Here is a 25846-nt window from a genome sequence, read left to right on the forward strand (position 1 = left end):
ATTAACTTCTGTCATGAATATCACGAAACACAAAGTAGCGGCCATCCATTATACTCTGCGCGACAGCAACGGTAACGTATTGGACTCCAGCCAGGGCCGCGACCCATTGTACTACCTTCACGGTGAGAACAACCTTATACCAGGCATGGAAGAAGGGCTGGAAGGCCGTGCTAAAGGCGACAAGCTTCAGCTGAATGTTTCTCCCGAAAAAGGCTACGGTACCCGTGACCCTCAACTGGTTGAAGAAGTACCACGGCGGGCCTTTGGTGGACAGAATATCGAAGTTGGGATGCAGTTTGAGGCTAACGATGGTCAAGTTATTACTATAACTAATGTCGGGCCCGAGACGGTTACGGTGGATGCTAACCATCCGCTGGCTGACCAGAACTTACATTTCGACGTGGAAGTAGTAGACGTTCGCGATGCGACTCCCGATGAGTTAGCTCATGGTCATGTTCATGGTCCCGGTGGCCATCATTAATAAATAGTGCACACCGGCTGTTTAGAGCTAAATAGCCGGTGTGTTTAATTCCTACGTATCTTCGCGCCATACAATTATGGCACAGATCGGCACGGATAAGCAGGCAGCAAAGTCGTTTCTCGAAGCAGGTAAGGTGGTTGGGATCCCTACCGAAACGGTATACGGCCTGGCCGCCAATGCTCTCAGCCCCGACGCTGTTTTAACAATTTTCCGGGTAAAACAGCGTCCGGTCTTCGACCCCCTTATTGTTCATACCCATTCACTCGACAAGGTCCCACAGTTTGTCACTGACATCCCAGAGCCTGCCCGTAAGCTTGCCGAAGCCTTTTGGCCCGGTCCATTGACCTTATTGTTGCCTAAGCGCGATTTGATTCCCGACCTTGTCACATCGGGTCTGCCAACCGTTGCGGTGCGCATTCCTGGTCACCCAATGACGCTCGATCTCTTGCGTTCGATTGACTTTCCATTGGCAGCTCCAAGCGCGAATCCATTCGGGTATATAAGCCCAACGACAGCTCAGCACGTCGCCGATCAGTTAGGCGACCAAGTTCCTTACATTCTGGATGGCGGTCCATCTTCCGTTGGTCTGGAATCGACTATCGTTGGTTTTGAAGCCGGAAAGCCAACTGTTTTCCGGCTTGGAGGAATGGCGCTGGATCAGCTGGAAGCGGTTATCGGGCCAGTCGACGTACGCAATCACTCAACGTCCAACCCCAAAGCGCCGGGCATGTTAAGCAGTCATTACGCTCCGCGCAAATCACTTATCTTGTTAGCCCCTGGACAAAGCCCTCAGCCGGGCGAACGCGTTGGTGCGTTAGCGTTCCGCGAGCCGTTTGGCGGTATTAACGTCAATTTTCAGCGCATCCTGTCCCCCACTGGCGATCTGAACGAAGCGGCTAAGAATCTATTTGCCCACCTTCGATCGCTGGATGCGATCGACGTGGATGTCATCTACGCTGAACCATTGCCCAACCAAGGTCTGGGTTGGGCGATGAATGACCGGTTAAGACGGGCAAGTACCCGGTAATTAGAGCCTCCCCTGCTCAATTGAACGTACCGCTTTGGTAGCCAATTCAATAATCATGGGTAGCAGGTGGCCAAAACGAGCGTCCTGGCTATGGCCTTGTTTCCAACGGGCGTAGATCTGCTGGGCAATCACGGCATTTTTGTATAGCCCAAATACGTAATAGAACAGAATGTTCGACACATCACGGCCACTTCGTTCGGCGTAGCAGGTCACCACCTCTTGCCGGGCAAAATTACCAGGAAGCCACGTCAAGTTGAAGTTTTTGTACGCTGGGCTATCCGAATCCTCTGACCAGTAAGCCAGAGTAGCGCCCAGATCCATCAGCGGATCGCCAACGGTCGCCATCTCCCAATCCAATACCCCTTTAATCATTGGCGTTGGCTGACCACTAACTTCATCAGGAGCAAATAGTACGTTGTCAAATTTGTAATCATTATGTAAAAAGGCCGGGGCCTGCTCAACCGGGTAATTGGCAGGCAGCCACTCACCAACCTCGTCCATAGCCGGAATTGAGTCGGTTTCAGCAGCGCGATACCGTTTCATCCACCCCTCCACTTGGCGTTGTACGTAACCTTCTGGTTTACCTAATTCAATAAGTCCGATTGTTGTAATATCCAACCTATGAATAGCCACTAAATTGTCTACCAGCGCTTCGGAGAGTTGCCGCATCAACGGAGGAGAGATCGCCAGTTTAGGAGCCATCGCTGCCCGCAAGATCAATCCCGGCACTCGCTCCATGATATAGAACGGCGCACCCAGCACGTCTGGCGTTTCACAGTATACGCGTGGAGCCGGAATTTTATCGTAGTGACCTTTCAACAAGGATAGCACCCGAAACTCACGGCCCATGTCGTGCCCGCCTTTGATATTGGCCCCGAATGGTGGGCGACGTAATACGTACTCTCGTTTACGTGTTTTAAGCAGATACGTTAGATTAGAAAAACCACCCGGGAATTGCTGAATGTCCAGCACTGTGCCTATTTCAGGTGCGTTTTCACGCAGGTATGCGTTGAGTATGTGTATATTGAGTTCTTCGCCCGTGCGAACCGGACGGGCAGCGTCAAGTGCAATCATGTACTTTTGAAATGTATACGGTATGATAGAGAGTGCATATTGCCAGAAAATTCATGTATTCACTATCAATGAGACGCTAATTTTTATGAACCCTATGATTTTCATGTTTGAATTCAATCATCCAAACCTATTCCCCTTCAAAAACACAAAAAATCACATCAATCTTAATGACCATAAAAATCAGCGTTCTATTGCTCCATCATACTTCTCATAGAACTCAGACTTGTTCGGCAGCCATCATCCGACGGAACTCCTGTAGTTCACGAGCTTTCTTCTTAATATCCAGGCCGTATTTCTTTAGAATACTGGCCGCCAGATTCTGCTTATGCACTTCGTCGGCGCCATCCCAAATACGGGCGCCCCGCTCGTGGCGATAGACCGCCGACAAGATCGTATCGTCGGTAACGCCTAAAGCACCGTGTACCTGAATCGCCCGGTCCAGCACGCGCAGAAACGCATTAGCTACATAAAATTTAATAGCCGAAACTGCATCGCGGACGTTAACGACCCCGACCATATCAATCATGTGAGCTGTGTTCAGGACATACAACCGGCTAGCATCAATTTCGGCCCGGCTTTCGGCGATAAAGTCCTGAATAAATTGCTTCTCGCCCAGCATCACATCATCCTCGATCTCGCGGGTAGCCGCCCGTTTGCACATGAGATCCATGGCCCGTTCGGCATTTCCAATCCACCGCATGCAATGGTGAATCCGCCCTGGCCCAAGTCGTTCCTGTGCCAGTCGAAAGCCCATTCCTTCGCCCCCAATAATGTTGGAAGCAGGAACCCGGCAGTTGGTGTATGTCACTTCAGCGTGGCTAAACCACCCGGCCCCTACTTCGCCGAAGATGGGTATGTTCCGCTCGATGGCAAACCCCGGCGTATCCGTTGGCACAACAATCATAGTGGCTCGTTGATGGGGAGCGGCATCAGGATTTGTGACCACCATCACGATAGCAAAGGCAGCGCCATCGGCCGACGACGTAAACCATTTATGCCCATTGATGATGTACTCGTCTCCATCGCGCACCGCCGTAGTCGCCATTCGAGTTGGGTTTGATCCGGCGTATTCAGGCTCAGTCATAGAAAAGCACGACCGAATGTCACCCGCCATCAGCGGTTTGAGATAGCGTTCCTTTAACTCCGCTGAGGCAAACTTGTGGAGCAGTTCGGTATTGCCAATGTCAGGTGCCTGACAACCAAATACGTAATGACCAAAAAACGGAGAATAGGCTAGTGCTTCGCTGATTTGGCCAAATTCTACCAGGGTCAGGCCGTGCCCACCATCTTCCGCTGATAAGTGTAAGCCCCAAAGGCCAGCCGCTTTAACCTTCGCCCGTTTTTGATCGAGAACAGGAAGCAGCTCACCAACTCTATTATGCGAAAAGCCTTCTTCGAGCGGAATTAGCTCGGTTTCAACAAACTCGCGAACCCTCGTTAGTAAGGGTCGTACTCGTTCGGTGGTGAATACAGTGTCCATCTTTTTATCTATCCTTCACCAATTGGTGATAGTATAATTCAAATCTAAATTAGCTCTTTTTTAACGATTACCTGAGTAACCTTTTCGTGAACGCTTTTGGCCGTTAATGGCAAAGGGCAAGCTATGTCTGTGAGCAACAAGTATCGTTAATATGACTAAGCGTTTTTGTAAACGAAATTAAAGTTGTCTATATATTGTATTTTTCTAATAAAACTTCATTATTCTACTGCAAAGTTGGGCTTAAGTTCAATTGTACCTTCACTCAACTAGGGCAGAATTCAATTTTAGTTTTGTCTAAGACTTCCATGAAGTGGGCTAATTTGAGATGCGAAACTCAAATTAGCCCACTTCATGGAAAGTCTTTTCTATTGTACTAAACAGCTTCTATATTTATCCGCTACTTATAATTCATCGCTCAAACACTTTTGACTCCCCAATGGATGAATGTCCAGTAATCTGAAAGTTTTGTACCAGTTATACAGTTTACCCCAACTACGTCTTACGATTAGGTGCGCTGAATTCATTCTTTAGGTGTCTATAGGCCTACCTGGTATGCTTGTTTAAACCACCACCAAACGTAATATCATCGTGTGAAGTCGACAGGGAGTTTTCGGATTCGCTTGCTGGTGGCGGCATAGATAGCATTGCACAAAGCCGGTATGGCTGGTGGTAAACCTATCTCACCAAGCCCGGTAGGGTGTTCCTGACTGGGCACAAAATGCACCTCAATTGTTGCAGGAGCCTCCGGAAACCGCATGATTTTATACTCGTGAAAGTTAGTTTCTCGAACGCTACCCCCGTCAATGTGAATGGCACTGTTGAGGGCAACGCTTAGGCCATCAATGATACCGCCTTCCAGTTGAGCAGCGGCTCCACTGGAGTTAATCACTCGGCCGCAGTCTGCAGCCGCCACCACTGACTCTATCTTAATTGAATCCACAGTTGGCCTTGAGATCGTCACAATTTCAGCCGCGTAGGAGCCCATCGTGTAGTGAGCCGCAAAGCCGCGGTACCGATTAGGAGGAGCCGGTTGAAACCAGCCCGCCTTGTCAGCAACTAAATTGATAACGTTTCGCATACGCTCTGTACTGACCAGTTTATTGCCGTAGCTATTCTGCGCAAAGACTTTGTTGTCATCACCCAGAAGCTCCAGTTGAAACGTAACGGGATCTTTACCGGCCAGGTAAGCCAGTTCGTCCAGCAGCGATTGATTGAAGAAGGCCGTTACGTTATGGCCAGGTCCTCGCCAGGCTCCAATTGGAATTTTTGTTTGCACCCAATGGCCGTCCACCCGGTAGTTAGGAATCAATCCCGCCGGAAAGCTGTCCGGCCAGTACATACCGGTTGTCTTGGCGTGCCAGGCAGTCAGCCGACCTGTTTCGTCAAGCCCGGCTTTACCACTAAAACGAGCCGTTGGGTTATAAAAATCATGGCGCAAATCGTCCTCCCTCGTCCAGACTACCTGAACGGGCTTACCAATGGTTTTGGATAAATGAATAGCTTCCAACGCATAATCAATCTCCAGACGCCGGCCAAAACCACCCCCTACCCGGGTCATCGTAACTGTGATCTGGTTAATTGGCAAGCCGGTAATCTGGGCTGCGCGGGTCCGGATGGCATCCGGGGATTGGGTTGGGCCGATTAGCTCCGCACGGTCCGCCCGAACGTCGGCTACATAGTTCATGGGCTCCAGCGTGGCGTGGGCCAGGTAAGGCACTTCCAGCACAGTCTCACATACGTTCTTACTGGCTACCAACGCCTGTTCCACATTGCCATCGTTACGCCGGTGCGAGTCGGGTACTTTCTGGAACAAGTCGTTTGTCTTCTGCTGAATCGTTTGGTCGGATTCCGTCTCTCCTTCGCGAAAATCCCACTCGACTTGCAAGACTTTTTTCGCTTTCAGGGCGGCCCATGTATTGGTCGCTACAATGGCGACCCCAACCAGCGTTAGATTTTTTTGTGTCGTACTAATGTCGATAACCTGCAGGACGCCCTCAACTTTCAGAGCCGCGGTGGCATCAAACCGCTTGACGGTTCCTTCAAAAACAGGACACCGCTCAATAACCGCCACTAAGGCTCCTTTAGGCCGTGCGTCAATACCAAACACCGCCTTTCCAGTGACTAGTTTAGGATTTTCAACGCCCGGAATCGGTTTCCCAATGATCGAGAAATCGGCTGGGTTCTTCAACCGGGGAAAGTCTGGATTAATAACCTTTTTGATCGTTTCGTCGACTAACTCAGCGTAGCGGAATCGTTGATCAGACCCTTTGCGGTAGACGTAACCTTGCCTGGTGTAGCACTCGTTTAACGGAACATTCCAACGCTTGGCCGCTACTTCGGTCAGGATTTCGCGGGCTGCGGCTCCGGCTTTACGGAGTTGATCGTAGTTGTTTTTTATGGCATAGCTACCCGCAGCTGACTGTTCGCCATAACCACTGTCGAGCGGTGCCTGCTGCACTTCAATAGATTGCCAGTCGACATCCAGCTCCTCGGCTATGATCATCGGCAGCGACGTCATGACACCCTGGCCGATCTCCGGATTTTTAGCCAGAATGATAATTTTCCCCGTATTGGTTAGTTTGAGATAGAGGTTAGGTTCAAACGTGATTTCGGTTGGAGTTGCTTTCGCTGGGTTGGAAACGAGTTGTAAACTGACGACCAGTCCTAAGCCAGCAACTGAACTAGCCCGGATAAAATCCCGGCGAGACAGCCCCGTTTTCAGGCCATTCTGTGCGAGGGATGCTGCTTCCGTTTCTAAACGACGGTTTTTCATGGGCGTTCTTGTTTCGAGATGGCTACGTGAATGGCCTTTCTGATCCGCACGTAGGTGCCGCACCGGCATAGATTACCCGTCATGGCCTGATCAATTTCCTTGTCGGTGGGTGTTTTCTTTTCCGCCAGCAGAGCAGCCGCGGCCATGATCTGACCGGCCTGGCAGTAGCCACATTGCGGAACATCTATCTCCATCCAGGCTTGCTGCACGGGATGACTTCCATCAGTTGAAAGCCCTTCGATGGTGGTAATCGTCATGCCCACAGCGGCCGAAACCGGAAAAACGCAGGACCGGATCACTTTTTCGTTGACATGAACGGTACAAGCCCCGCAAAGCCCTTGTCCGCATCCAAATTTGGTGCCTTTCAGGTTCAGCTCATCCCGAAGGACCCATAGCAGCGGGGTATCGGGGGCGACGTTGACCGAATGGTTTTGATGATTGATAAGTAAGTTGATCAGGGCCATTGCCAATAATTAGTCGTGCGCAAAGTCGGCGAGCCGTTTGTTGCCCAGCCATTGGCACGAATTAATCTAATGTTGCCCGACAAGCCTATACTTTTGCAGAGAATCGTCCGGATTACGCAGGGAACAGCCCCGGACGATTACTTGATCACCACTGACCGCCTATCGTGTAATCCGCTAACTTACTGAGCCAACCGCTGCATAAAGTAACGCAGTTTGGTGCTGCCGGCCTTGCTGATGGGCAACTGCTGGTTGGTAACGGTGATGAGCGTTTGGCCCAAAATTGTGGCAATCTGGCGAGTTGCCACAATGGCAGAGCGGTGAATCCGGACAAAATAACGAGGATCGAGTCGTTGCTCTAACTCATTCATCGACTGACGAACTAAGTATTTCTGGAAGCCAACATGAACAAGCGCGTAATAATCGTAGGACCGAATCAGGTCGATCTGCTCAACCGGGATCAACTGTTGACCACGTTTGGTCTTCGTTGTCAGGTGAGATGCATAATCGGCCGAAAGGCTTTCTAACGCCCATTGCGCACGAAGCTGTCGGCTTGCCCGCTCAAGGGCCTGAAAAATCTGCTCGTCGTCGAAGGGCTTGAGCACATAGCCAAGGGCCTGAATCCGGAACGCTTCCAGAGCGTGCTGTTCGTGGGCCGTTACGAAAACGACTAGCGGCTGCCCGTTCGTCGGCAAAGCACTCAGCAGACCAAAGCCATCTACCTGCGGCATGTGTATATCCAAAAAAAGAAGGTCGGGGCGCCATTGCCTGACCTGGTCAACAGCGTGCTGACCAATGGCGTGCTCGCCAACGACTGTAACCGACGACTGCTGATTGATAATCTGACAAAGCCCCTGGTAAGCGAGCGGCTCGTCGTCAATCACGCATACCCGCAAGGGCTGATGAAGGGATGGGTAGCTCATGCCAGCGAGACGGAATACGGAGAGTGCAGGTGGTTCCCTCACCTAATTTACTATCAACCTGAACACTGGCCTGGTGATCGTAGATTTTGACCAGGCGCTGCTGAACGTTGGATAAGCCGACACCATAGGTAGCTTCGGCTGGCGTGAAGCCCTGCCCGTTATCCTCAATTCGTATAATTAACTGGTCGTCCGCCAGGCTAGCCCGGATGAGTAGCCGACAGTCGGCCACTTGGTGTTCAAAACCATGACGAATGGCATTCTCTACGAGTGGCTGTAGCAGCAGATCAGGAACCAGTACGCTTTCAAGCTCGGGCGGTACTTTGATATGGTACGAAAAGCGATTACTAAATCGGATGCACTCAATGCCTAAGTATCGGCGTAGGTTGGTTAATTCATGGCTTAGCGGGACCAATTGAGTTGAGTGGGTCTTTATGTACTCACGCAGCAGATGACTCAACGACGTAATGGTCTGGGTAGCCAGCTGGTTGCGTTGTCCCCGCACCAGCATACTCACCGTATTGAGCGCATTAAACAGAAAATGTGGGTTGAGCTGCATCTTCAACACATTCAGCTCAGCAGCGGTTAGTTGTTTTTCCAGCAGCAACGATTGCTCACGGTTGGTTCGATACTGTTGGTAGGCCTGTAACGCATTGATCATAATGAAAACAGCACCGTAGAAAATGTATTGGAAGAAAAACCAGGTACGTGAGTAGGTCGTTATAACCTGAGCCCAGGTACTGGCGTCGCAGCACTGCCACCACAACCATTGAAGGGAACCTAAAAATAAGCTGTGTAAACTGGCAAGGACGGTGGCTGTACCAACGTGAATGACTACCAAGGAGGGTTTAAAAGTGTCTTCAAGCGGAAATCGTACGTTGAGCTTAAAGATGAGCAAAGTGTATAAGCTCCAAAGCAGAAAAGTTGGCACCTGATGCACAAGGGTGCCCCAAAAATTGCAGGTTATGCCTTCCAACGCGTAGAATAGGTACTGCTGCATTCCGTAGAGCAAACCCAGCGCGACCCAGGATAGGGCAACCCATTTGTAAATATTTCGTTGACGACTCTTCATATTCGTTAACGACCAAGCCTTCCTTTTGCACTATCGGGAAGCCAATTGGCTCTGTAGACCATAACTAACCTATTCCCTGACCTGGTTTGCTTGTATGGCACACTCGTAACCAGGACACTTTTCTCCAATGAGATTCAATTTTCGGTAAAAGGGTAGTCTGATTGCCTACAGGTCGACCCTCAATAATTTAAGAACGCTTGGCCCCCAATAAAACATCTCCACTGCTACGTCCCAAAATTTTCGAAACAAGTACAGTAGAATGGATACTGAGGAGCTTCAGAAAAAAAGTTCTAGAGACTAAAAATGCCCGGTTCAAGAAGTTACCGGTTGACAAGGGCTTAGATCACGATTCAACCCTCCAAAACAGGTAAGCTAAACGCAGAGTGGATGAAATGGGTAAAATTATTAATACTCGGCGTCAGGCCTCGCTTCAGCAAATATATAAAGGGGTAAGGTACCATTGAGCGACCAGGTATGCTAAATCTCAGCGGGTCGATAAAGATAAACAAATTAAAGATAGGCTTAGTGTTCTGTACAAAGCGTAGTTAAGCTAAAGATTTGATTTACTGTTTGATATAACAAGTTGTCAGTCAGGCCGTGGGTGAAACTACAAACACAATACTTAGCAGGCACCTTGCCAGGCCACCCCTGTCGGGGGCAGTTTCGCTAACTTGTGCTTGGGCTTGGCTCCTGCTCTGGCTGGTCGATTAGCCCGTTAAACAGCAAACATAAAGGAACCAATAGTATTACTTTCATCGCTTACTCGATTTAGTGTAGTTACTGGAGAAATAGTAAGTGCCCTGGATATAGAATTGGCTGATGCGATCAGTTGGGGCGTCCGTTATCTGGAAAGCATCAGACTCCCAGGCTTTGGCGTGCACAGCGCGTCGATATCCCAGCCGGAGTACAGTTTCGGCTCCCTGTTTTCGCTTTTCGCGTTGTGTATATTCCAGATTAAGATCTAAATACGTGTTGCGTAACTGTAATGAGGGAATAGTGCCGGACTGATTAGATTGTAGTACGTCTTGAAAAGTAACAACCTGATTCGTTCGGCGATAAATACTGTATTCATAACTGATATTGCCCAAACCGGCATTGATGTACAGCCGTCGGTTTCGGGCATTAGCGACATCGTAGCCAACCATCATCCCGCCGTATCTTGCATCAGTCTGCCGAGCAATTGCGGTAGCCTCCTGGTTGAATGGATAAATTAAATTAATACCGTATCCAGCCTGTAGCATAGCTTTGAACCGGGCATACCGAGTACCGAAGCCAAGATTAAGCATTGGATCAATATGGACATCGGGCTTTATCTGGTTGTTTCTAAAGAACGACCGGATGATAGGCACACTAGTAGAAGCTACTGTTACACCTAACTCTGTAAATAAGCTGTACCTAAAGTCGCTTTTTGGTGCAAGATCTACAGGATTGGCCGTCGTATTTGGCGTTTGGCCGAAGGCGGTATACCTAATTGCTAGCAGGAAGAAGATGAATCGTTTCATACAAGGTTGTTTTCTGTTGGGTTAATAGCTCACAACAAACATTGCTCTGTCAACCAGCGGAAAGCGCTTGAGCAACTGGCAATGTATATGGTAAAATATCTGGTGAAAACATTGTGGTATTACGCCTTGATGGCCCTATGCCAATCGCACTGACATTCACTCTTACCACTGCCTTTTCCAACGTGAGTTTTGTGGACGATAAATAATAACGCCAATAAATGCCGGCTTAACGACTGGTCGATTTGGCTCCTTAGATGATTTGCTGGCGTTTATCCGATTATTAGGCAGATTGCCAGTTCATTTTTGACCAGATTACTCTCGTTTAGCGATGTAAAGGCCTGTTTCAGGGCGAGCAGCCTTTGAAACAGAGCATGGTAATGTATACTTCGACTGAGTATAATGAATTATGAAGTGAATAGTATATCTTGTTTTTGCTTATTGATCATCTAGTTTGTAAGAGATAAACGGCTTTACTTATCCCACCATAGTGGCTGGTAGATGTCACTGACAACGGTGGCATTTTTGTTATAATTCCGCTCGGTCTGCGGAGTGGGTAACCGGACTGGAATTACCTTCTGCTGCGCAACCTGATTGGCTTTCAGTTGCGGCAACCCCGTCCGCCGGTAGTCATTATAGCCTTCCAGTTGCGAAAACAAAGCAACGTATTTCTGCTGAATGATCTTGTCCAGACTAATGCTGCCCGCCGTTTCACTGGCTATGGCCTGTTTGAATGCCGATGCAATGGGCTGACCCGTGACCCGCTGCACCGACGTTGACACCGCGTCATTGAAAGCGGTCGCGGCTTCGGCCCGTTTGCCCAGGCGGAGGTTAGCTTCGGCTTCAATAAACTTAGCTTCAGTCAGCGTAGCCAGTGGAATAGGCGCATCGGGAGCCGCAATACCAGGGCCGGGATCAGACGTACCCGTAATGTCCGACTCTTCGGGGGCTATGCCGGTGTAATTACCCTGCTCATCTTTGGCAACAAAAAACGGCAGACGAGGATCGTTAGTGGATTTCAGGTACTCGACGAAGTATTTTCCCATCTTAATATAATCGACGCGCGACGATAGAAAGTCGTACCATTGATTGAAGTTGCCCGCCGAGTTATAGAACACCGCGTTCATCTCAGGCTGGTCGGCCTTCACTTTCGCGATGTTTGTCAAGGCCACGGTGGCGCTACCAGTTGCATCGACCTGGCTTAGCCGATTGGCATAGCGGGCTTTGATGATATAAGCCGCGTTAATCCAGGCGGCAGCATTCCCGTTGAAGATGATGTCGTCGGCTCCCGGCACGAAACGATTGGCCGATTTTGGCTTGCTCAACTCTGCAATTGCTTCGTCTAGCAGCATTTGAATGCCCTTCAATACCTCCTCCTGTTTGTCGTACTTCGGCTGAAAATTACCCTCCTGCGCCCGTAGGGCGTCGTTAAACGGGATGTCGCCCCACATATCGGTGGCCGCACCGAAATTAAGTGCCATCAACACCTTCGCCATACCTAGGTAGTGCGGGTTATCATCGCCGTACCGGTCAATCAAGGTTCGGCAGCTTATTAACGCGCCCGAGTAAATCGTTGACCACTCATTGGGAATCGTTCCTTCGCCGATGACGTACTCCCCGATGGTTTGTAATTGCGCCTGATTTCCGGCCGTTTGTTGCACCAGAATGCTGCTGATACGGGCCAGTTGCCCGCTGTAAGTAGCGAACGTAGACACTTCAGCACCCGAAAGCAGCAGGGGGGCCGAGGCCGTTTCTGGAGCGTTGGGGTTAACGCCGTATTCGTCAAATTGCTTGCTGCAGGCACTGGCCATCAGCACCAGCACAGCACAGAGTGTTGTTTTCATATGATGCGATTAAAGAAATTAAAAACCAAGGCTGACGCCAAACAGGAAAGACCGCGTACCTGGGTTGTTGAAGTAATCGAAGCCCTGTAGGTTGGAACCCGCACCCGTCAGGCTGGTTTCGGGATCTACACCTTTGTAGTTGGTAGTTAAATACAGGTTGCGGCCCGTAAAGGTCAGGTCAATGTAGTCGAGGTATTTCTTGGGTTTGATACGGTAGCTTAGGCTTAGTTCACGCAGACGCACCCAGTTCACCTGCTCAACAAACTGTTCAGCGGCTGCGCCGTTATCACCCAGATAGCGTGAGAAATAGTCCAGCGCCGAAATAGCCTGCGTGTTTGGTGAGCCGTCCTGGCGAACACCCGGAATGACATAGGTCCGCTCCCGGTCCACCGATTCCTGCGTCCGGCCTAACCGTTGTAGACGAGCATACGTACCGTTCCAGATGGCCCCTCCTTTGCGTATGTCGAGCAGTGCCGATAGCGTAATACCTTTAAAAGTGAATGTATTGCGTAGGTTACCAATCCAGTCAGGATACGGGTTACCAATATTTCCCTGCACGTCTTCCAGTAGTGGTAAACCATTCGTGCCAATGATTAATTGTCCCTGGTTATTGCGTTTCCAGCGTGTGCCATAGAACACACCCAGCGGCTGACCCACAATCGCGTAGCCACCAATGCCCGTGAAGGCTGCTTCCAGGCTTAATTCATTGACGCCTTCGGTTAGCTTCAATACTTTGCTACGGTTCATCGACCAGTTCAGGTTCACATCCCAGCTAAACGATGGCACTTTGACGGCATTGATGCCCAGACTTACTTCAACACCTCGGTTTTGCAACGATCCGGAGTTGGTGTAGCGGCCCGCAAAGCCGGAGCCGGGCGCAATGGGCTGCACCAGCAGAATATCCACTGTTTTTTGCTGATACACCGTTACGTCGAGGTCAATGCGGTTTTGTAGCAGCTTCAGGTTCATACCGGCTTCCAGCCCCTGCACCCGTTCGGGTTTCAGGTCGGGGGTTCCCACAATCTGGTTGTAATAGGCGTAGCCGTTGATACCTCCGTACGGAAAAATCAGACCATTGGTGAAGCCGTCCGTGAACGAAGGCTTACCGAAATAGGTGCGTGTCTGATAGGAAATCGGCGGAATACCCGACTCGGCATACGCCAGCCGTAGCTTTCCGAACGAAACAGCGTTCGACTTTAGCAGCGACTCCGTAAATACCCACGATAGCGACGCCGATGGATAAAAGAAATTATTCCGTTTACTACGATCGAAGGTTGACGACCATTCGTTACGGCCGGTCAGCGATACGTACAATTGGTTAGCGTAATCGAAATCAACCTGACCAAACAGGGCGGTTGTCAGTCGGCGGTTGGCCGTGTTTGATGCGTAGAGTTCGGCCGCATTGCCAAGGTTGTAGAAATTCGGTACCGACAGGTTGCGGCCCCGCGCAAAGTTCTCGGTGAAGTTATACGACGTCAGGTTGTGGCCCGCTGTATAGTTGATGCCAAATTTTTCGTTTACGCGATGCTCTCCCCGCACAATCAGGTCGCCGTAGATGTCGCGGCTGGTGAGGTTGTCGTAGTTGACCTGGCCATACGTCTGGGCATTATCGTCGCCGTTCGAGCTGATCGAAACGGCTTGTCGGCGGGCGTCCGAGTAGGCATCAACCCCAACTTTATACGTAACATCGAGGTACTTCGACGCGTGGTAATTCAGGAACACATTACCCAGCACCCGGTTAATATCATCCGTAAATGGATTTTTGTAGGCCGAGTAAAATGGGTTGTCGTAGGCAGCAAAATAATTCCGGTTGAAGCCGTTCTCGTACTGGTAATTACGCAGGTCGAACGAGGCCGGCGCCCGCAGCAGACTCAGCATGATACCCGCTACGTTACTACCGTTCTGCGCCTTAATGCCGCCTGATTTAATGTAGCTAACCGTCCCACCAATTTTCAGGTTGTCGCGCATGGCGGCCTCACCGGTCAGGCGTACCGTGTTCCGGGTATAATCGGTATTCGGGATGATGCCGTTCTGCTTCAGATTGCCGAACGCCAGCCGGAAGTTCGCCCGCTCATTACCGCCCGTTAAGGCTACGTTGGTCGTGTGGGAAATGGCCGTTTTGAAGAAATTGCCCGGATTATCAAACGCCTGTAAGCTCGGATCGCCTGAGATTTTTGGTCCCCAGCTATTGGGTGTCCCTGTGCTCACATCATCGTCGGTGTTTAACCGATTATCGGGCCCCGGATCGGCTGTCTGGTATTTACCACCTGTACCCTGCGCGTATTCTGATTGCAGCTTAGGGAGTTTGTTCACCTCCGACACTTCGAGCCGATAGCTGACCGTCACGCCAATGCCTTTCTGCTTACGTCCTTTTTTGGTGGTGTATACAATAGCTCCGTTACCCGCGCGTGCCCCGTAAAGTGCAGCGGCAGCCGGTCCTTTCAAAATGGAAACCGACTCAATGTCATCAGGATTTAGATCGAGCGCCCGGTTTGAGTTGTTAACGCCTTGCAGATTCGGGTTGAATGGGTAATCGGCTGAAGCCGACGTAAACGTTTCATTGTTGATCGGCACCCCATCGACTACAATCAACGGTTCCTGCTCGCCCGTAAAGGTCGACGCCCCCCGTAGAACAATCTTACTCGACGCACCCGGTGTACCCCCCGATCCCGTAACGATAACACCCGCCGTTTTGGCTGCCAGCCCCTGAATTACGTTGGCCTCCCCCGACCGGGTGAGTGCGTCGCCTTTCACATCAGAAACGGCATAGCCTAAGGTGCGCTTTTCACGTTGTGCTCCCAGCGCCGTAACTACAACTTCCTGGAGCTGCTTGGTGTCGGCTTTCAGCGTTACGTTCAGCGTGTTCGACGTACCAATGTTGATTTCCTTTGTTTCCAGGCCGATGGAGCTAAAGATAAGTGTACTATTGACCTGAACGGTAATCTGGTAGGTGCCTTCAGCATTGGTGGTTACACCCAGCGCCGTGCCTTTCACTACCACGTTCACTCCGGGTAGTGCAGATCCATCTTCTGCCGCCGTCACTTTTCCCGTAATCGTACGGTTTTGCGCCAACAAACTGAAAGCGAGGCCGGTGAGCATGAAAATTGTGAGTAAAGTTCGTCTTACCATATTGGTATGAAGTTTTAGAGCCGTGGACATCGGCCAAAGCGAAGTTTGCCGCTGCGCTTGCAGATCCAGCCAATTGATTATGCCAGCTGATGGATTAATTCTCTGACTGCTGCTTTTTTACACGTCTGTGACAATTCAAACGGGATTTAATCAAAACGACGCCTTTTACCGACGTTTTCACTACCGGGCAAACAGGCGGATGTTATACAGAGGCTCGCTACGTGCGTAGGGAGAAGCAACGTGGCAGGTTAGAGAAGAAAACTGGCGTATGACTTCACACTTGGGTAACTTAGATTTGTGTTGTTCTGCACGGCATATATTCCTCCTGGCTGTCGTCCTGATAGCCGGTGGATATACTTAATTTGTTACTTTACAGTGATCGATCCGTTTTACCGGCTCTTACAGCGGCTGTTTCAGCAATCCGGCATTCCGCTCACGCCCAAAACCTTCTGGCGCTACTCAGCCTGGTTCTGGGGCGGTTTTGCGGTGATTTCGTACGTACACTACACCATCTGGGAACTGCTTACTCAGGGATCGATGTACTACACCGAAACATGGCACTGGCTCGTCAAATGGATACTCTGGTGGGCAACATCGCCCGTTATTCTGTGGGCCGCCAACCGGTACCCCATTTCTACTGATCAGGGCTGGTTCGTCCTGATTCGGCGCATTGGTACGCACCTGCTCATTTTGTCGCTGCTGAGCTTGGGTATGATCTGCCTGGAGTACCTGGCTGTCTGGCGATTCTACGAGCTGGAAACCAGAAAAGCGATGCCGCCTGATCAGATCATTATCTGGTTTTTTTCGCGCTACAGTCTGGTCATCGCCATTTATATGCTGGTCGTGGTTGGCTATCAGATCATTGTGGCCAGTTACCGCTACCAGGCATTGCAGAAACAGGCACTTCAGATTGAAATGACGGTTGAGCAGTTACAGGCACAACTTGATCAGGCTCAGCTTCAGGCGCTGAAAATGCAGTTGAATCCGCACTTTCTGTTCAATACCCACCACACGATTATTGGCCTGATTGTGCAGCACGAAAATAAGAAAGCCATTGCCATGCTGACGGCTCTAAGTAGCTTGCTCCGCAGCATCGTCGACCATACCGACGTGCAGTTTGTGACCCTGACCGAAGAGATGGAATTTATCAAAAGCTACCTGCGCATTCAGCAGATTCGGTTTCAAGATCGACTCGACGTGGCCATCGATCTAATGCCCGAAACGTTAGATTGCACCGTACCCCAGTACATCCTACAGCCACTGGTTGAAAACGCCTTTGTACACGGCCTGGAGAAAATAGCGTCGCAGGCGCAGTTGGTGATCTCGGCTTCCCGCGACGATGACCAACTCATCATGAAAGTGCAGGACAATGGTCCGGGTATTAAAGGTGAAATCTCACGGTCGGGCGTTGGCATTCAGAATACGCAACGGCGTCTGGCGCAGCTCTACGGCGAAGCAGCTGAACTCAATTACTGTCAAACGCTCGGCGGTGGCACCACCTTCATCGTCAGCATCCCACTAAACTAACTATACGTTTTCTTGCTATGATTCTGACCGCACTCATTGCCGACGATGAGTTAATTGCCCGGCAATTGATCAAGTCCTATCTATCCGACGCACCACACATCCAGATCGTTGGTGAAGCCAGCAACGGATCAGACGCAGTATTGCAAACCATTCAGCACAAACCAAATCTGCTGTTTCTGGATGTACAAATGCCCGAACTCAACGGCTTCGAAGCGCTGAAAGAACTCTGGCCCCACCACCAGCCCTACGTTGTTTTTGTCACCGCCTATGATAAGTACGCGCTAAAAGCGTTTGAAGTTAACGCCATCGATTATTTGCTGAAGCCATTCGACGAAGAGCGCTTCCGGCAAGCCATTGACCGGGTAGTCAGCCGAATTGGCCCACAACCGCCCTCCGAGCTAACCAGCTTACTCAACGAACTGCTCCGCGACAAAGCGGATGAACGTGAGACGTATCTCAAGCGGATGCTGGTTAAAGACGGTCGGCGGATGAGTTTCGTAAAGCTCAGCGATGTGCTGTATCTGCATTCCGACAGCAACTACATTACCCTGCAAACCCGCCAACAGGGCCATATCGTCTACGAAAGCCTGACGCTCCTTGAACAGCGACTCGACCCGTCGACCTTTGTGCGGATTAACCGATCCTATATCATCAATCTGGATTACGTTGTGGAGGTTGAGACGTATTTCAACGGGGAGTATCACGTAAAAATGACCAACGGCCAGGTGCTAAAATGGACGCGCTTCTACCGCGACAACATCAAAGCATTCTACGCTAAGAAAGAATAGTTCGCCCACTACATCTTGGTTAGCCAGTTCCTTTATTGCACTGGGATAAAAAAACGGTCAGTTCGGATAAATAGTAGTCTGAGCGGCTATCGGGAGCAACAACTTTGTGAAGCGTTTGCAACGCATATACCTGTTAACCCTTCATCATTTCGTTGTTCAACTCTTCCCTGCGTAAAGGCAACATGAAACGGATTCTTTTAGCCTGGTTTGCGGTGTCAGGCTCGCTGAGTATGGCTCAGGCTCCCTTCGACACGATGATTTCCACCGAACGGTCGTTTGCCAGCCAGGCCCTGCACGTCGGCAACAAACAGGCTTTCCTGACTTTCATGGCAGATTCGGCCATTATGTACAACAAAGGTCAGCTCACCTACGCCAAGCCCGTTTGGCAGCAGCGCCCCGAATGGACCGACAAACTGCACTGGGGTCCCGCTTTCGCCGATATCTCGCAGGCGGGCGATATGGGATTTACCACCGGTCCGTGGTACATTGAGAACGATAACAAACGGGCAGGCGAAGGCAGCTTCCTTACCATCTGGAAACGGCAACCCGACGGGCACTACAAATTCCTGTTCGATCTGGGCATTGACTACACCAAGGCTGACCAGTCGATACCCAATCAGGTTGAGCGGGCAGTGGTAGCTACGCAGCGGACGGCGGCCATACCGAAAACGATTCTCGAAGCCGATCAGCAGTTTGCCGGGCGCTTACTGACCGATGGAACGGCTAAAGCGTACGCATCCCACCTTAGCCAGGACGCCTATCTATTCCGTCCAAATCGTATTCCGATGCGGGGTCCCACTATCCACACCTACCTCACAACCGAGTCTCCGCTTCGCTATCAGGCTGAACGAAGCGAAGTAGCCGAATCGGGTGACCTGGCCTACGTTTACGGCTCGTTTCAGTCGGACAATGACGTAAAGCAAAAGGGTGTTTACATCCGCATCTGGAAGAACGAAACCAACAACGGCTGGCGCATTGTAGCGGAGTTGTTGTATGGGGCTTCGTGAAAGAATGAAGCGAGCTCCTTTGTTACCCAATGAAATCTGTCAGTAGTTTCATCACTTTCTTCATTTGTCTCTATACAGCTGCAATTGCCCAACACCGGTCGATGGTCGTTAACCTGATCAAGCCGTATTACGCCTATCAGCAATCCGCCTTGGCTAACCCGAACGTGGATAAACTGGCGCTATTTCGCCAACATGTACTAGGGGCTGATTCAGCGTTTTATCAACAGGTCATCGGCTCCAGAGATAGTGCCTCATTGGCTTCTTTTCTTACGTTGGTCGATGGCAATCTGAACGGGCGCATTCGTCGGCTGGAGGCTGCGTTTAACGGACAGTATGCCAAAGCGATGCAACAGATTACGTCGCGATTTCCCATTGCCCGCCAGTTCTCAAACAAGGTGTACGTCTGCCTGTCGCTGTTTTCATCGAACGGGCAGGTAAGAAAGTTGAATACAAAGTATGTGGTTTACTACGGGCTCGATGTGGCGGCCTACTTTAAAGCCGAACACGACGATCTGCTGCCACTGATCGAACACGAATACTTTCATTTATTACAAGCTAATCTAAATCCAGCCGTGTACGATCAGATCAACGCCAGCTTTTCGAGCGCTGACACCTGCCCTATCTACGTACACCTTTTCTCAGAGGGCCTGGCGACGTATTTCCCTAAACATTTGAATCCGAGTATGGCCCTGGGGAAAGCCCTGTTTAATGACTCGCTGGCAACGCAATGTAAACCCATCCAGGGTCAATTGGCTGGCCAATTGCTCCGCGTTATCGACTCGAAAGACAAGACCGACCTGTACCAGTTTTTCTCGATTAAAAGCGAAAAAACAACCGTACCTGATCGGGCCGCTTACTACATCGGTGCCGAGGTTACCCGACGACTGCTTGGCAAGGGGTATAGCTACAAAAGATTACTCCGGTTGCCACCTCTCAACATGCGTGCTTTGGTGCACAGGGAGTTGCGGGCCATGCGGGATGAATAAGTGGCTCAGATGAAACCTGCACAAGAGAACGTGTTTTTTTTCTCGAAAGCCTGTTGCGTTCTCGTCCTTACGTCCGTCATGTGGGTAAAACCAACAAATAGTACGTATGAAAAGACTTATCAAAACTCTATCGTTCGCCTTGTTTGCAACCGTATCGACCGCATTGATTTCCTGTAATCATGCCAACGAAGCAACGCCCAAACAACCATCGGGCACGGCAACGCAAACCAACCAGGCCGAGTACCAACGGCTGATGAACGCCCGCCAGCAGTACACCGGAGTCACGTTCGACATCACCAGCGTACAGCGGCAGGGCGACGTATTAACCATTCAGGTAAAAGGTGGCTGCTCAGCGGACAACTACAAAGTCGTTTGGAATGGCTACCTGATGCAGAGTTACCCCATGCAAACGAATCTGGTGGTTGCCTACGAAGGCAATAGCAACTGCTCAACGCCGGGCGCTTATACACTAACGGTAGACCTGAAGGCCCTATTAGGCTCGGTCGCTAGTCCGTCGGAGACGCAGGTACAGGTCTCAAACGGGTCGAAAGTTAAAGACGTTGTGGTTGATCCCAGCGGAGTTGTTTCCAATAAATAATTCACTCCATCGACCAGTTGGGTACCCAGGCCTGGGTACCCATTTACGCTCTTATCCGTGTGGAAGTGTACAACGATTGTTCTGTCCAGGAACGGCAATGGCTCGACGGGTGCCGTCATAAAGACCCGCGCGCCCAAGAGAAGCTGTTCAAACACTTTTACGGATTAGTAACCGGTATTTGTCTACGTTACGCCCCTTCGCGCCACCAGGCTCAAGAGATCGTTAATGATAGTTTCCTGAAAGTATTTGAGCGTATTCCTCACGAAGAGAATCTACTGAATTTCCGATGCTGGCTGCGCCGGCTGGTCGTTAACACGGCCCTGGATCATTATCGAAAGGAGAAACGGTATTCGTTGGCGGAGTCGCTGGACAACCTCGATGAGCATTTGCCTGCCAACGACGCCATCTTTGACCAATTGAGTGCCGAAGAACTATTGAGATTGCTCAATCAACTTCCTAACCAACATCGGCTGGTATTTAACCTGTACGAGATTGAAGGCTACAGCCATGACGAGATTGGAACCATGATGGGCATACCAGCTGGATCGAGTCGCATGTATTTGTCCAGAGCCAAAAATCGCTTGCGGAAGCTGGTGCAATCCGATGACCTGCGAACACGATGAAGAACGATAAATTGTCGAACGCCTTCCGGCGGGAGCTTGCCGATTATGAGCCTCCTTACTCGCTGGGAGCCTGGGAGGCTTTTGATAAATCGCGCAAAATACAGCAAAAACGGCGGGTCATTTTATGGTGGAGCCGGTTGGCGGCCTGCCTGTTATTGGCACTGCTCGGCACGGTTATGGGGCTTCGCTGGCTGAGTAACAAACCCTCGATTGGTCAACCCATTGTGGGGGCTACAACGCGAAAAGGGCAGTCCCGGCCGCACCACCCGGAATCCCTGCCGACGCTATCCCGACAATCTTCATCGTTGAGTCTAACCGACCGGCCGGGCGAGTTCGCAAACCATATGAATCACCCGCAGCCTACCAGCGAACAAGTTACGTCCCCTCGAATCCCAACAAATGACCCGTACGCTCGCAGGATTAACGACCGAATGAGCATTCTGGAACCTGGCAAAGCAGGCAGGCAACCTAGTCACACGAATTGGCAATACAACGCGTCTGATGAGCTGAACATATCGAGTTTGCAACTAGCGCAGGTTGTTCATCCATCAGCTAGACCAGTTATCGAACGGATAGCCATTCGCCCATTTAGTCTGTTGGCAGTGCACCAAGCCGTACGATCTGTCTCGTACGAACCCGCGTCAGTTCCCCGTCAACGCCTAAAAGCCAACCAGCCCATGCGGTTAGGGTTGTCGTTGCTCCCCCAGTCTAATTACGCACAGGCCAATCAGCCATTAACAACGGTCGGGGGCGGCTTATCGACTGAACTGCCACTTTCCAAGCGGTTGTCGCTAGTGAGTGGCGTTACGTTGGCTCATCAGTCCGTGCAGTTTCAACCAACGCAAACGGCCGCGGCTACCACCGCAGGCATGCGCCAATTAGTCGATACCAGATATGCCTGGTGGGGGCTCGACATTCCGCTAAACTTTCGTTATAAGTTTAGTAGAACGGCAGACCGCAACTGGTTCCTGACGGCGGGGACGTCGTCGGTAGCAACGTTCGGGCAAACTTATACCCGGCGATACGAAACCAATCAGGTGATTACAACCCAAATCACCTTGCTGAACGGCCAAACGCAGGAAGTTCAACGATTAGTAACCACCCAAGAAACCCAGGCGGGCCAATCGCCGATGAGCAGTGCCATTCAACCCGCCCGACTACTCAACGTTTCGGTTGGGGTCGACTATAGTATTGGCCGGTGCCAATCGCTCACGGTCGAACCGTACCTTAAGTACCCGCTAGGTAGGGTAAGCAAAGAACAGCTTCGGTACACAACGCTGGGTTTGCAGCTGCGTTGGATGCTATCCGTTCGGTGAGGTACACAGTCAATTGGCAAGAAGTTTCTCAAGTTGTCGCTTATAAAGCCACCTCACCGGAATGTACCGGCTTCCTATGACCGCCCGCCCGAATGGCCTCAATCCAAACTTTTATACCACCCCACTTTTAGCTAAATGTAACTCACATAAAGATAAGCTCGTCTCAGACTAAAGTTATTGTCTTACCCCTAGACATGATCCTTATTTACGTCTTGAGTTAGCCAGGAATTCAAGCTAACCTACCATAACCTTACTTGCTTTCATTATATGCTCCTCAAACTGTACACCTCCAACCGCGTTGAAGTCTTGCTTTTAGTAACGTTGGGTTTCTTTAGCTACTTCTTTGCCCCGTTTTCACCCTGGCAGCAGCGTATCAACGCTACTACTTTGGTAGCAAGGCCGGATTATGACCTGGTTTTTGTTTCTCGGCCGATCGCCGACTACGGTAGCTTCTACGTGGGCAACTACGCGAATTTTGAAGGGCTCGGCCGTGCTATGCCCAAAGACATGCCCGGCGTTGGCGCTCGGAGCCGATTCCGCGTATGTCCAGGTGGAAAGCTAATGGTCCGGCGCGTTGATGGTACGTTGGTAACACTCATTGATGGAAGTAATCCAGCCTCAACCCCGTTTCGGCTAGTCGACGTCAACGCGCCGGATGTATCCTACGATGGCCAGCGGGTTATATTTGCGGGGATACCCGAAGGCCCGTATGAATCACTGAAATACGACCCAGCGAACCCTACACGGCTAGGACATGCCAAGGAGCCCGGTGCCTGGCGGCTTTACGTTGTCAACGCCGACGGAACCGGATTGCGGCAACTAACGACATCTGATCAGCAGCTTGACGTCAGCCAGTTCCGCGGCCCTTACGGTGATAATGTCGAGTTTAGCGGGTACGATGACACTGATCCAGCCTGGCTACCCGATGGTCGGGTGGTGTTCTCGTCCACGCGCTTTCCAGTCAAAGCACAGTACACAGGGGTGCGGGCTACGCATCTGTACGTAGTCAATGCTGATGGTACCGACCTGCACCGTATCACCACCGAGCGTAACAGCGCCGACCGGCCAGTCGTTGATCCGATCACGGGCCGTATTGTTTACGCCCGTTGGTGGCGTAATTTCCACTATCCTCATCACTCGTTAACAAGTGCAGAACTCGCCGAACAGCCATATACAGAAGGAGTTGGCCAACCAGCCAACATTGCCAAATCGGGTTATGATACCAAAGCAGGTCTCACCGGACACCGCCTGAAAGCCGCCGGTGAACAGGAAGGTATCTTACCGCGTGATAACTTGTTCCGGAACTCCTGGCAGCTTCAGTCAGTCAACCCCGATGGCACAGACCTCCGTATGTTTGCCGGAAACTTCCGCGAAGAAGTCAGTAACCATGCCTACGGCGGAAGTTTTTCGGACAACGGTACCTTCTTTGCCAATTTCTTTCCCATGTTCAACATGACGGAGGCTGCAGGCTTCGGCGGCATTCGAGTCTACGGCCGTGGCCCTGGTGCCCCCCGAAAGCTCATCGGCGTTACGGAGCTTCAGTTAAATAACCTCGTGTTACCGACCTCGCACGGCATTTATAAAAGCGATTATGCGGGTGAGCCGTACGTTCTACCCAATGGCAACTTGATTATCTCATACGTGCCCAACACGCCGGAGCGTATCTTACAAGATTACGGCCTATACCACTACGACCCCATTAGCCAGTCGCTGACGCTGCTCTATAACAACGCTGGTACGGCTGAGCTACGGGCTAAAGCACTACGTCCGCGGCCTGTACCTCCCATCATCGCTGACCGGGTAACCAGCACCCCGAAGCCCTTGCCACCATCTATTACCGCCATTAAAGGTGATTCTGTTGAAGCGTTACATGCCGATGGCAGCTTTACGTTCGCGAATCCGAATGTGTTTTTCAACGCTCCGGTCGACGTACCAATTGTGAGTGCGCCCAAGGTCGGTGAAGCCAGCAGCATCCGTTTTTACGCCAATCCGCAACGCGTCAACCCCGGCTCATTCAGCAACGTCGATTGGCCAATTCCGTTCGCCGAGACACTACTCGATGCCTACGGTGGGGTGCCTGTCACACGTGTTCCGGCTAACATGCAGTTGTTTGAACAGTTGCGGACATCGAAGGCAATGGGTTATAAAGTGCCGTTCACGGGTGGTCCCAACCCCGACGGTGCCGCGCACGTAACGGGCCTGAATTTTGACCGGCCGTTGACGACAACCCGGTGCATCGGCTGTCACGCTGGCCATACGATGTTACCCATTCCCGAGGGTAGAGAAGACCAGATATTCTCAAATCTGGCTCCTGGTGCCGATGTGAGCGTGTCGAGTTCATTGGTGGATGGCACCCGCAACCACGCGCGCTACGTAGCATCGCTGATCGACCGGAAGGTAAACACCGTTCCCAACGAAAATGCGTATAAAATATGGACCAGCGCATCGGGCCAAACCCGTAATCAGTGGGTTCAATTAACGTTTAAAGTACCCATCTGGGTGAAGAAAGTGCGCCTTTACGACGTAAAAACGACGAATAGCGTCGCCAGCCAGATTAACCGCGCTACGGTACGGTTGTACGCCGATGCGGCTGCGACTGACTTAATCACCAGCCAGGAAGTAACCGGACCACTGGGCGTTAAAGGGGAAGAGGTAGTATTGACCACCCACTCGGGTAAGGCCGTTAAAGCGCAAGCTGTTCGGGTTGATTTGCACGACGGCACCGGTCGGCTTTTTCAGCACACGATTATCAGCTTGGGAGAGATTGAAGTCATTGCCAGCGCGGGCGATCCGGATCTGGTTAACGGCTCAGCCCGCCAATTGGCACCCGCCGAGTATATCACCCACGAGAACCAGACAGATATAAGCATCCACCCAAACCCGGCAGCCGATTTTTTGGAAATCCGGCTGCCCCATCAGCACTTCGCCCGGCCCGATATTTCCATCTGGAACGCAACCGGTCAGCTTCAATACGCCGTCCGCGATATGAACATAGCCGTTAATGCATCGATCCGAATCACTACCAGCAACTGGTCGGCTGGAATATACATTGTCCGCGCCAGCGAAGGCAGTAAAGTAGTTACCCGTAAGGTCTTGGTGTCTCATTGATGACATAGGAAACGCTCGAGATAGGCCGGGGAAGCCGTTGGCTCTACTTCTATAGAGACCAGAGCGCTTCCTCAACGCTTGTAGACGCTTTTACATCTTTAAGAAGTCAAGTCTACCCGACCAATGAATATAG

The 25846-nt window shown here is 51.0% G+C and carries 19 protein-coding genes; 10 read left to right on the forward strand and 9 right to left on the reverse strand.

Translation table 11 applies throughout. From position 1 onward, the window contains the following. The first annotated feature begins 13 nt into the window (after positions 1-13). Entirely contained in the window at positions 14-481 is a 468-nt protein-coding gene (locus tag ACFSUS_RS01325; protein WP_381517993.1) for an FKBP-type peptidyl-prolyl cis-trans isomerase, read from the forward strand. A gap of 76 nt (positions 482-557) precedes the next feature. After that, positions 558-1508, forward strand: a complete 951-nt coding sequence (locus ACFSUS_RS01330) for an L-threonylcarbamoyladenylate synthase (RefSeq protein WP_381517996.1) — start codon at positions 558-560, stop codon at positions 1506-1508. Here the strand turns inward: ACFSUS_RS01330 and ACFSUS_RS01335 are convergent, their stop codons facing one another. The 9 genes from ACFSUS_RS01335 to ACFSUS_RS01375 form a co-directional block, all read right to left on the reverse strand. Next, positions 1509-2582: a phosphotransferase family protein gene (locus tag ACFSUS_RS01335; RefSeq protein ID WP_381517998.1), complete on the reverse strand. Its 1074-nt coding sequence runs from the start codon at positions 2580-2582 to the stop codon at positions 1509-1511. 217 nt (positions 2583-2799) lie between these two features. After that, positions 2800-4062 (reverse strand): acyl-CoA dehydrogenase family protein, encoded by a 1263-nt coding sequence (locus ACFSUS_RS01340; protein ID WP_381518000.1) that lies wholly within the window; start codon positions 4060-4062, stop codon positions 2800-2802. Positions 4063-4645: 583 nt separating this feature from the next. Then, complete coding sequence (locus tag ACFSUS_RS01345; protein ID WP_381518002.1) at positions 4646-6835, reverse strand: xanthine dehydrogenase family protein molybdopterin-binding subunit; 2190 nt, start codon at positions 6833-6835, stop codon at positions 4646-4648. Continuing rightward, entirely contained in the window at positions 6832-7299 is a 468-nt protein-coding gene (locus ACFSUS_RS01350; protein ID WP_381518005.1) for a (2Fe-2S)-binding protein, read from the reverse strand. The genes ACFSUS_RS01345 and ACFSUS_RS01350 overlap by 4 nt, the downstream gene beginning before the upstream one ends. A 179-nt stretch (positions 7300-7478) precedes the next feature. Beyond that, positions 7479-8219 carry a LytR/AlgR family response regulator transcription factor gene (locus tag ACFSUS_RS01355; RefSeq protein ID WP_381518008.1) on the reverse strand — a complete coding sequence of 247 codons (741 nt, stop codon included), beginning with the start codon at positions 8217-8219 and terminating at the stop codon, positions 7479-7481. Beyond that, on the reverse strand, positions 8173-9288 hold the full coding sequence (locus tag ACFSUS_RS01360; protein ID WP_381518011.1) for a sensor histidine kinase: 1116 nt from the start codon (positions 9286-9288) through the stop codon (positions 8173-8175). The genes ACFSUS_RS01355 and ACFSUS_RS01360 overlap by 47 nt, the downstream gene beginning before the upstream one ends. A gap of 752 nt (positions 9289-10040) precedes the next feature. Next, positions 10041-10790 carry a hypothetical protein gene (locus ACFSUS_RS01365; RefSeq protein WP_381518014.1) on the reverse strand — a complete coding sequence of 250 codons (750 nt, stop codon included), beginning with the start codon at positions 10788-10790 and terminating at the stop codon, positions 10041-10043. Between the two features lie 470 nt (positions 10791-11260). Beyond that, on the reverse strand, positions 11261-12631 hold the full coding sequence (locus tag ACFSUS_RS01370; protein ID WP_381518017.1) for a SusD/RagB family nutrient-binding outer membrane lipoprotein: 1371 nt from the start codon (positions 12629-12631) through the stop codon (positions 11261-11263). A gap of 18 nt (positions 12632-12649) precedes the next feature. Then, positions 12650-15760 (reverse strand): SusC/RagA family TonB-linked outer membrane protein, encoded by a 3111-nt coding sequence (locus ACFSUS_RS01375; protein ID WP_381518020.1) that lies wholly within the window; start codon positions 15758-15760, stop codon positions 12650-12652. A 375-nt stretch (positions 15761-16135) separates the two neighbouring features. Between ACFSUS_RS01375 and ACFSUS_RS01380 the strand changes: the two genes are divergently transcribed. The 8 genes from ACFSUS_RS01380 (at position 16136) to ACFSUS_RS01415 (ending at position 25713) form a co-directional block, all read left to right on the forward strand. Then, on the forward strand, positions 16136-17287 hold the full coding sequence (locus ACFSUS_RS01380) for a sensor histidine kinase (protein ID WP_381518022.1): 1152 nt from the start codon (positions 16136-16138) through the stop codon (positions 17285-17287). Between the two features lie 17 nt (positions 17288-17304). Continuing rightward, positions 17305-18075: a LytR/AlgR family response regulator transcription factor gene (locus tag ACFSUS_RS01385; RefSeq protein WP_381518025.1), complete on the forward strand. Its 771-nt coding sequence runs from the start codon at positions 17305-17307 to the stop codon at positions 18073-18075. 182 nt (positions 18076-18257) lie between these two features. Then, complete coding sequence (locus ACFSUS_RS01390) at positions 18258-19082, forward strand: DUF4440 domain-containing protein (RefSeq protein WP_381518028.1); 825 nt, start codon at positions 18258-18260, stop codon at positions 19080-19082. Between the two features lie 29 nt (positions 19083-19111). Further along, the gene (locus ACFSUS_RS01395; RefSeq protein WP_381518031.1) at positions 19112-20068 is read left to right on the forward strand and encodes a hypothetical protein; all 957 of its coding nucleotides are present in this window, start codon (positions 19112-19114) and stop codon (positions 20066-20068) included. A gap of 106 nt (positions 20069-20174) precedes the next feature. Next, a complete protein-coding gene (locus tag ACFSUS_RS01400) occupies positions 20175-20666 on the forward strand; it encodes a hypothetical protein (RefSeq protein WP_381518034.1) in 492 nt (163 codons plus the stop codon). 59 nt (positions 20667-20725) lie between these two features. Next, entirely contained in the window at positions 20726-21289 is a 564-nt protein-coding gene (locus tag ACFSUS_RS01405) for an RNA polymerase sigma factor (RefSeq protein WP_381518036.1), read from the forward strand. Next, on the forward strand, positions 21286-22605 hold the full coding sequence (locus ACFSUS_RS01410) for a hypothetical protein (RefSeq protein WP_381518039.1): 1320 nt from the start codon (positions 21286-21288) through the stop codon (positions 22603-22605). The genes ACFSUS_RS01405 and ACFSUS_RS01410 overlap by 4 nt, the downstream gene beginning before the upstream one ends. Before the next feature lie 267 nt (positions 22606-22872). Beyond that, a complete protein-coding gene (locus ACFSUS_RS01415; RefSeq protein WP_381518042.1) occupies positions 22873-25713 on the forward strand; it encodes a T9SS type A sorting domain-containing protein in 2841 nt (946 codons plus the stop codon). Positions 25714-25846 lie beyond the last annotated feature (133 nt).

The organism is Spirosoma soli, assembly GCF_042684525.1.
In the GTDB taxonomy this organism is placed as follows: domain Bacteria; phylum Bacteroidota; class Bacteroidia; order Cytophagales; family Spirosomataceae; genus Spirosoma; species Spirosoma soli.

Bases quoted from the DNA above. Each gene is read 5' to 3' on its own strand.
- ACFSUS_RS01325 (WP_381517993.1), top strand. From the start codon at position 14: ATGAATATCACGAAACACAAAGTAGCGGCCATCCATTATACTCTGCGC.
- ACFSUS_RS01375 (WP_381518020.1), bottom strand. From the start codon at position 15,760: ATGGTAAGACGAACTTTACTCACAATTTTCATGCTCACCGGCCTCGCT.
- ACFSUS_RS01390 (WP_381518028.1), top strand. From the start codon at position 18,258: ATGAAACGGATTCTTTTAGCCTGGTTTGCGGTGTCAGGCTCGCTGAGT.
- ACFSUS_RS01400 (WP_381518034.1), top strand. From the start codon at position 20,175: ATGAAAAGACTTATCAAAACTCTATCGTTCGCCTTGTTTGCAACCGTA.
- ACFSUS_RS01330 (WP_381517996.1), top strand. From the start codon at position 558: ATGGCACAGATCGGCACGGATAAGCAGGCAGCAAAGTCGTTTCTCGAA.
- ACFSUS_RS01345 (WP_381518002.1), bottom strand. From the start codon at position 6,835: ATGAAAAACCGTCGTTTAGAAACGGAAGCAGCATCCCTCGCACAGAAT.
- ACFSUS_RS01365 (WP_381518014.1), bottom strand. From the start codon at position 10,790: ATGAAACGATTCATCTTCTTCCTGCTAGCAATTAGGTATACCGCCTTC.
- ACFSUS_RS01410 (WP_381518039.1), top strand. From the start codon at position 21,286: ATGAAGAACGATAAATTGTCGAACGCCTTCCGGCGGGAGCTTGCCGAT.
- ACFSUS_RS01350 (WP_381518005.1), bottom strand. From the start codon at position 7,299: ATGGCCCTGATCAACTTACTTATCAATCATCAAAACCATTCGGTCAAC.
- ACFSUS_RS01335 (WP_381517998.1), bottom strand. From the start codon at position 2,582: ATGATTGCACTTGACGCTGCCCGTCCGGTTCGCACGGGCGAAGAACTC.
- ACFSUS_RS01385 (WP_381518025.1), top strand. From the start codon at position 17,305: ATGATTCTGACCGCACTCATTGCCGACGATGAGTTAATTGCCCGGCAA.
- ACFSUS_RS01370 (WP_381518017.1), bottom strand. From the start codon at position 12,631: ATGAAAACAACACTCTGTGCTGTGCTGGTGCTGATGGCCAGTGCCTGC.
- ACFSUS_RS01360 (WP_381518011.1), bottom strand. From the start codon at position 9,288: ATGAAGAGTCGTCAACGAAATATTTACAAATGGGTTGCCCTATCCTGG.
- ACFSUS_RS01395 (WP_381518031.1), top strand. From the start codon at position 19,112: ATGAAATCTGTCAGTAGTTTCATCACTTTCTTCATTTGTCTCTATACA.
- ACFSUS_RS01340 (WP_381518000.1), bottom strand. From the start codon at position 4,062: ATGGACACTGTATTCACCACCGAACGAGTACGACCCTTACTAACGAGG.
- ACFSUS_RS01355 (WP_381518008.1), bottom strand. From the start codon at position 8,219: ATGAGCTACCCATCCCTTCATCAGCCCTTGCGGGTATGCGTGATTGAC.
- ACFSUS_RS01415 (WP_381518042.1), top strand. From the start codon at position 22,873: ATGCTCCTCAAACTGTACACCTCCAACCGCGTTGAAGTCTTGCTTTTA.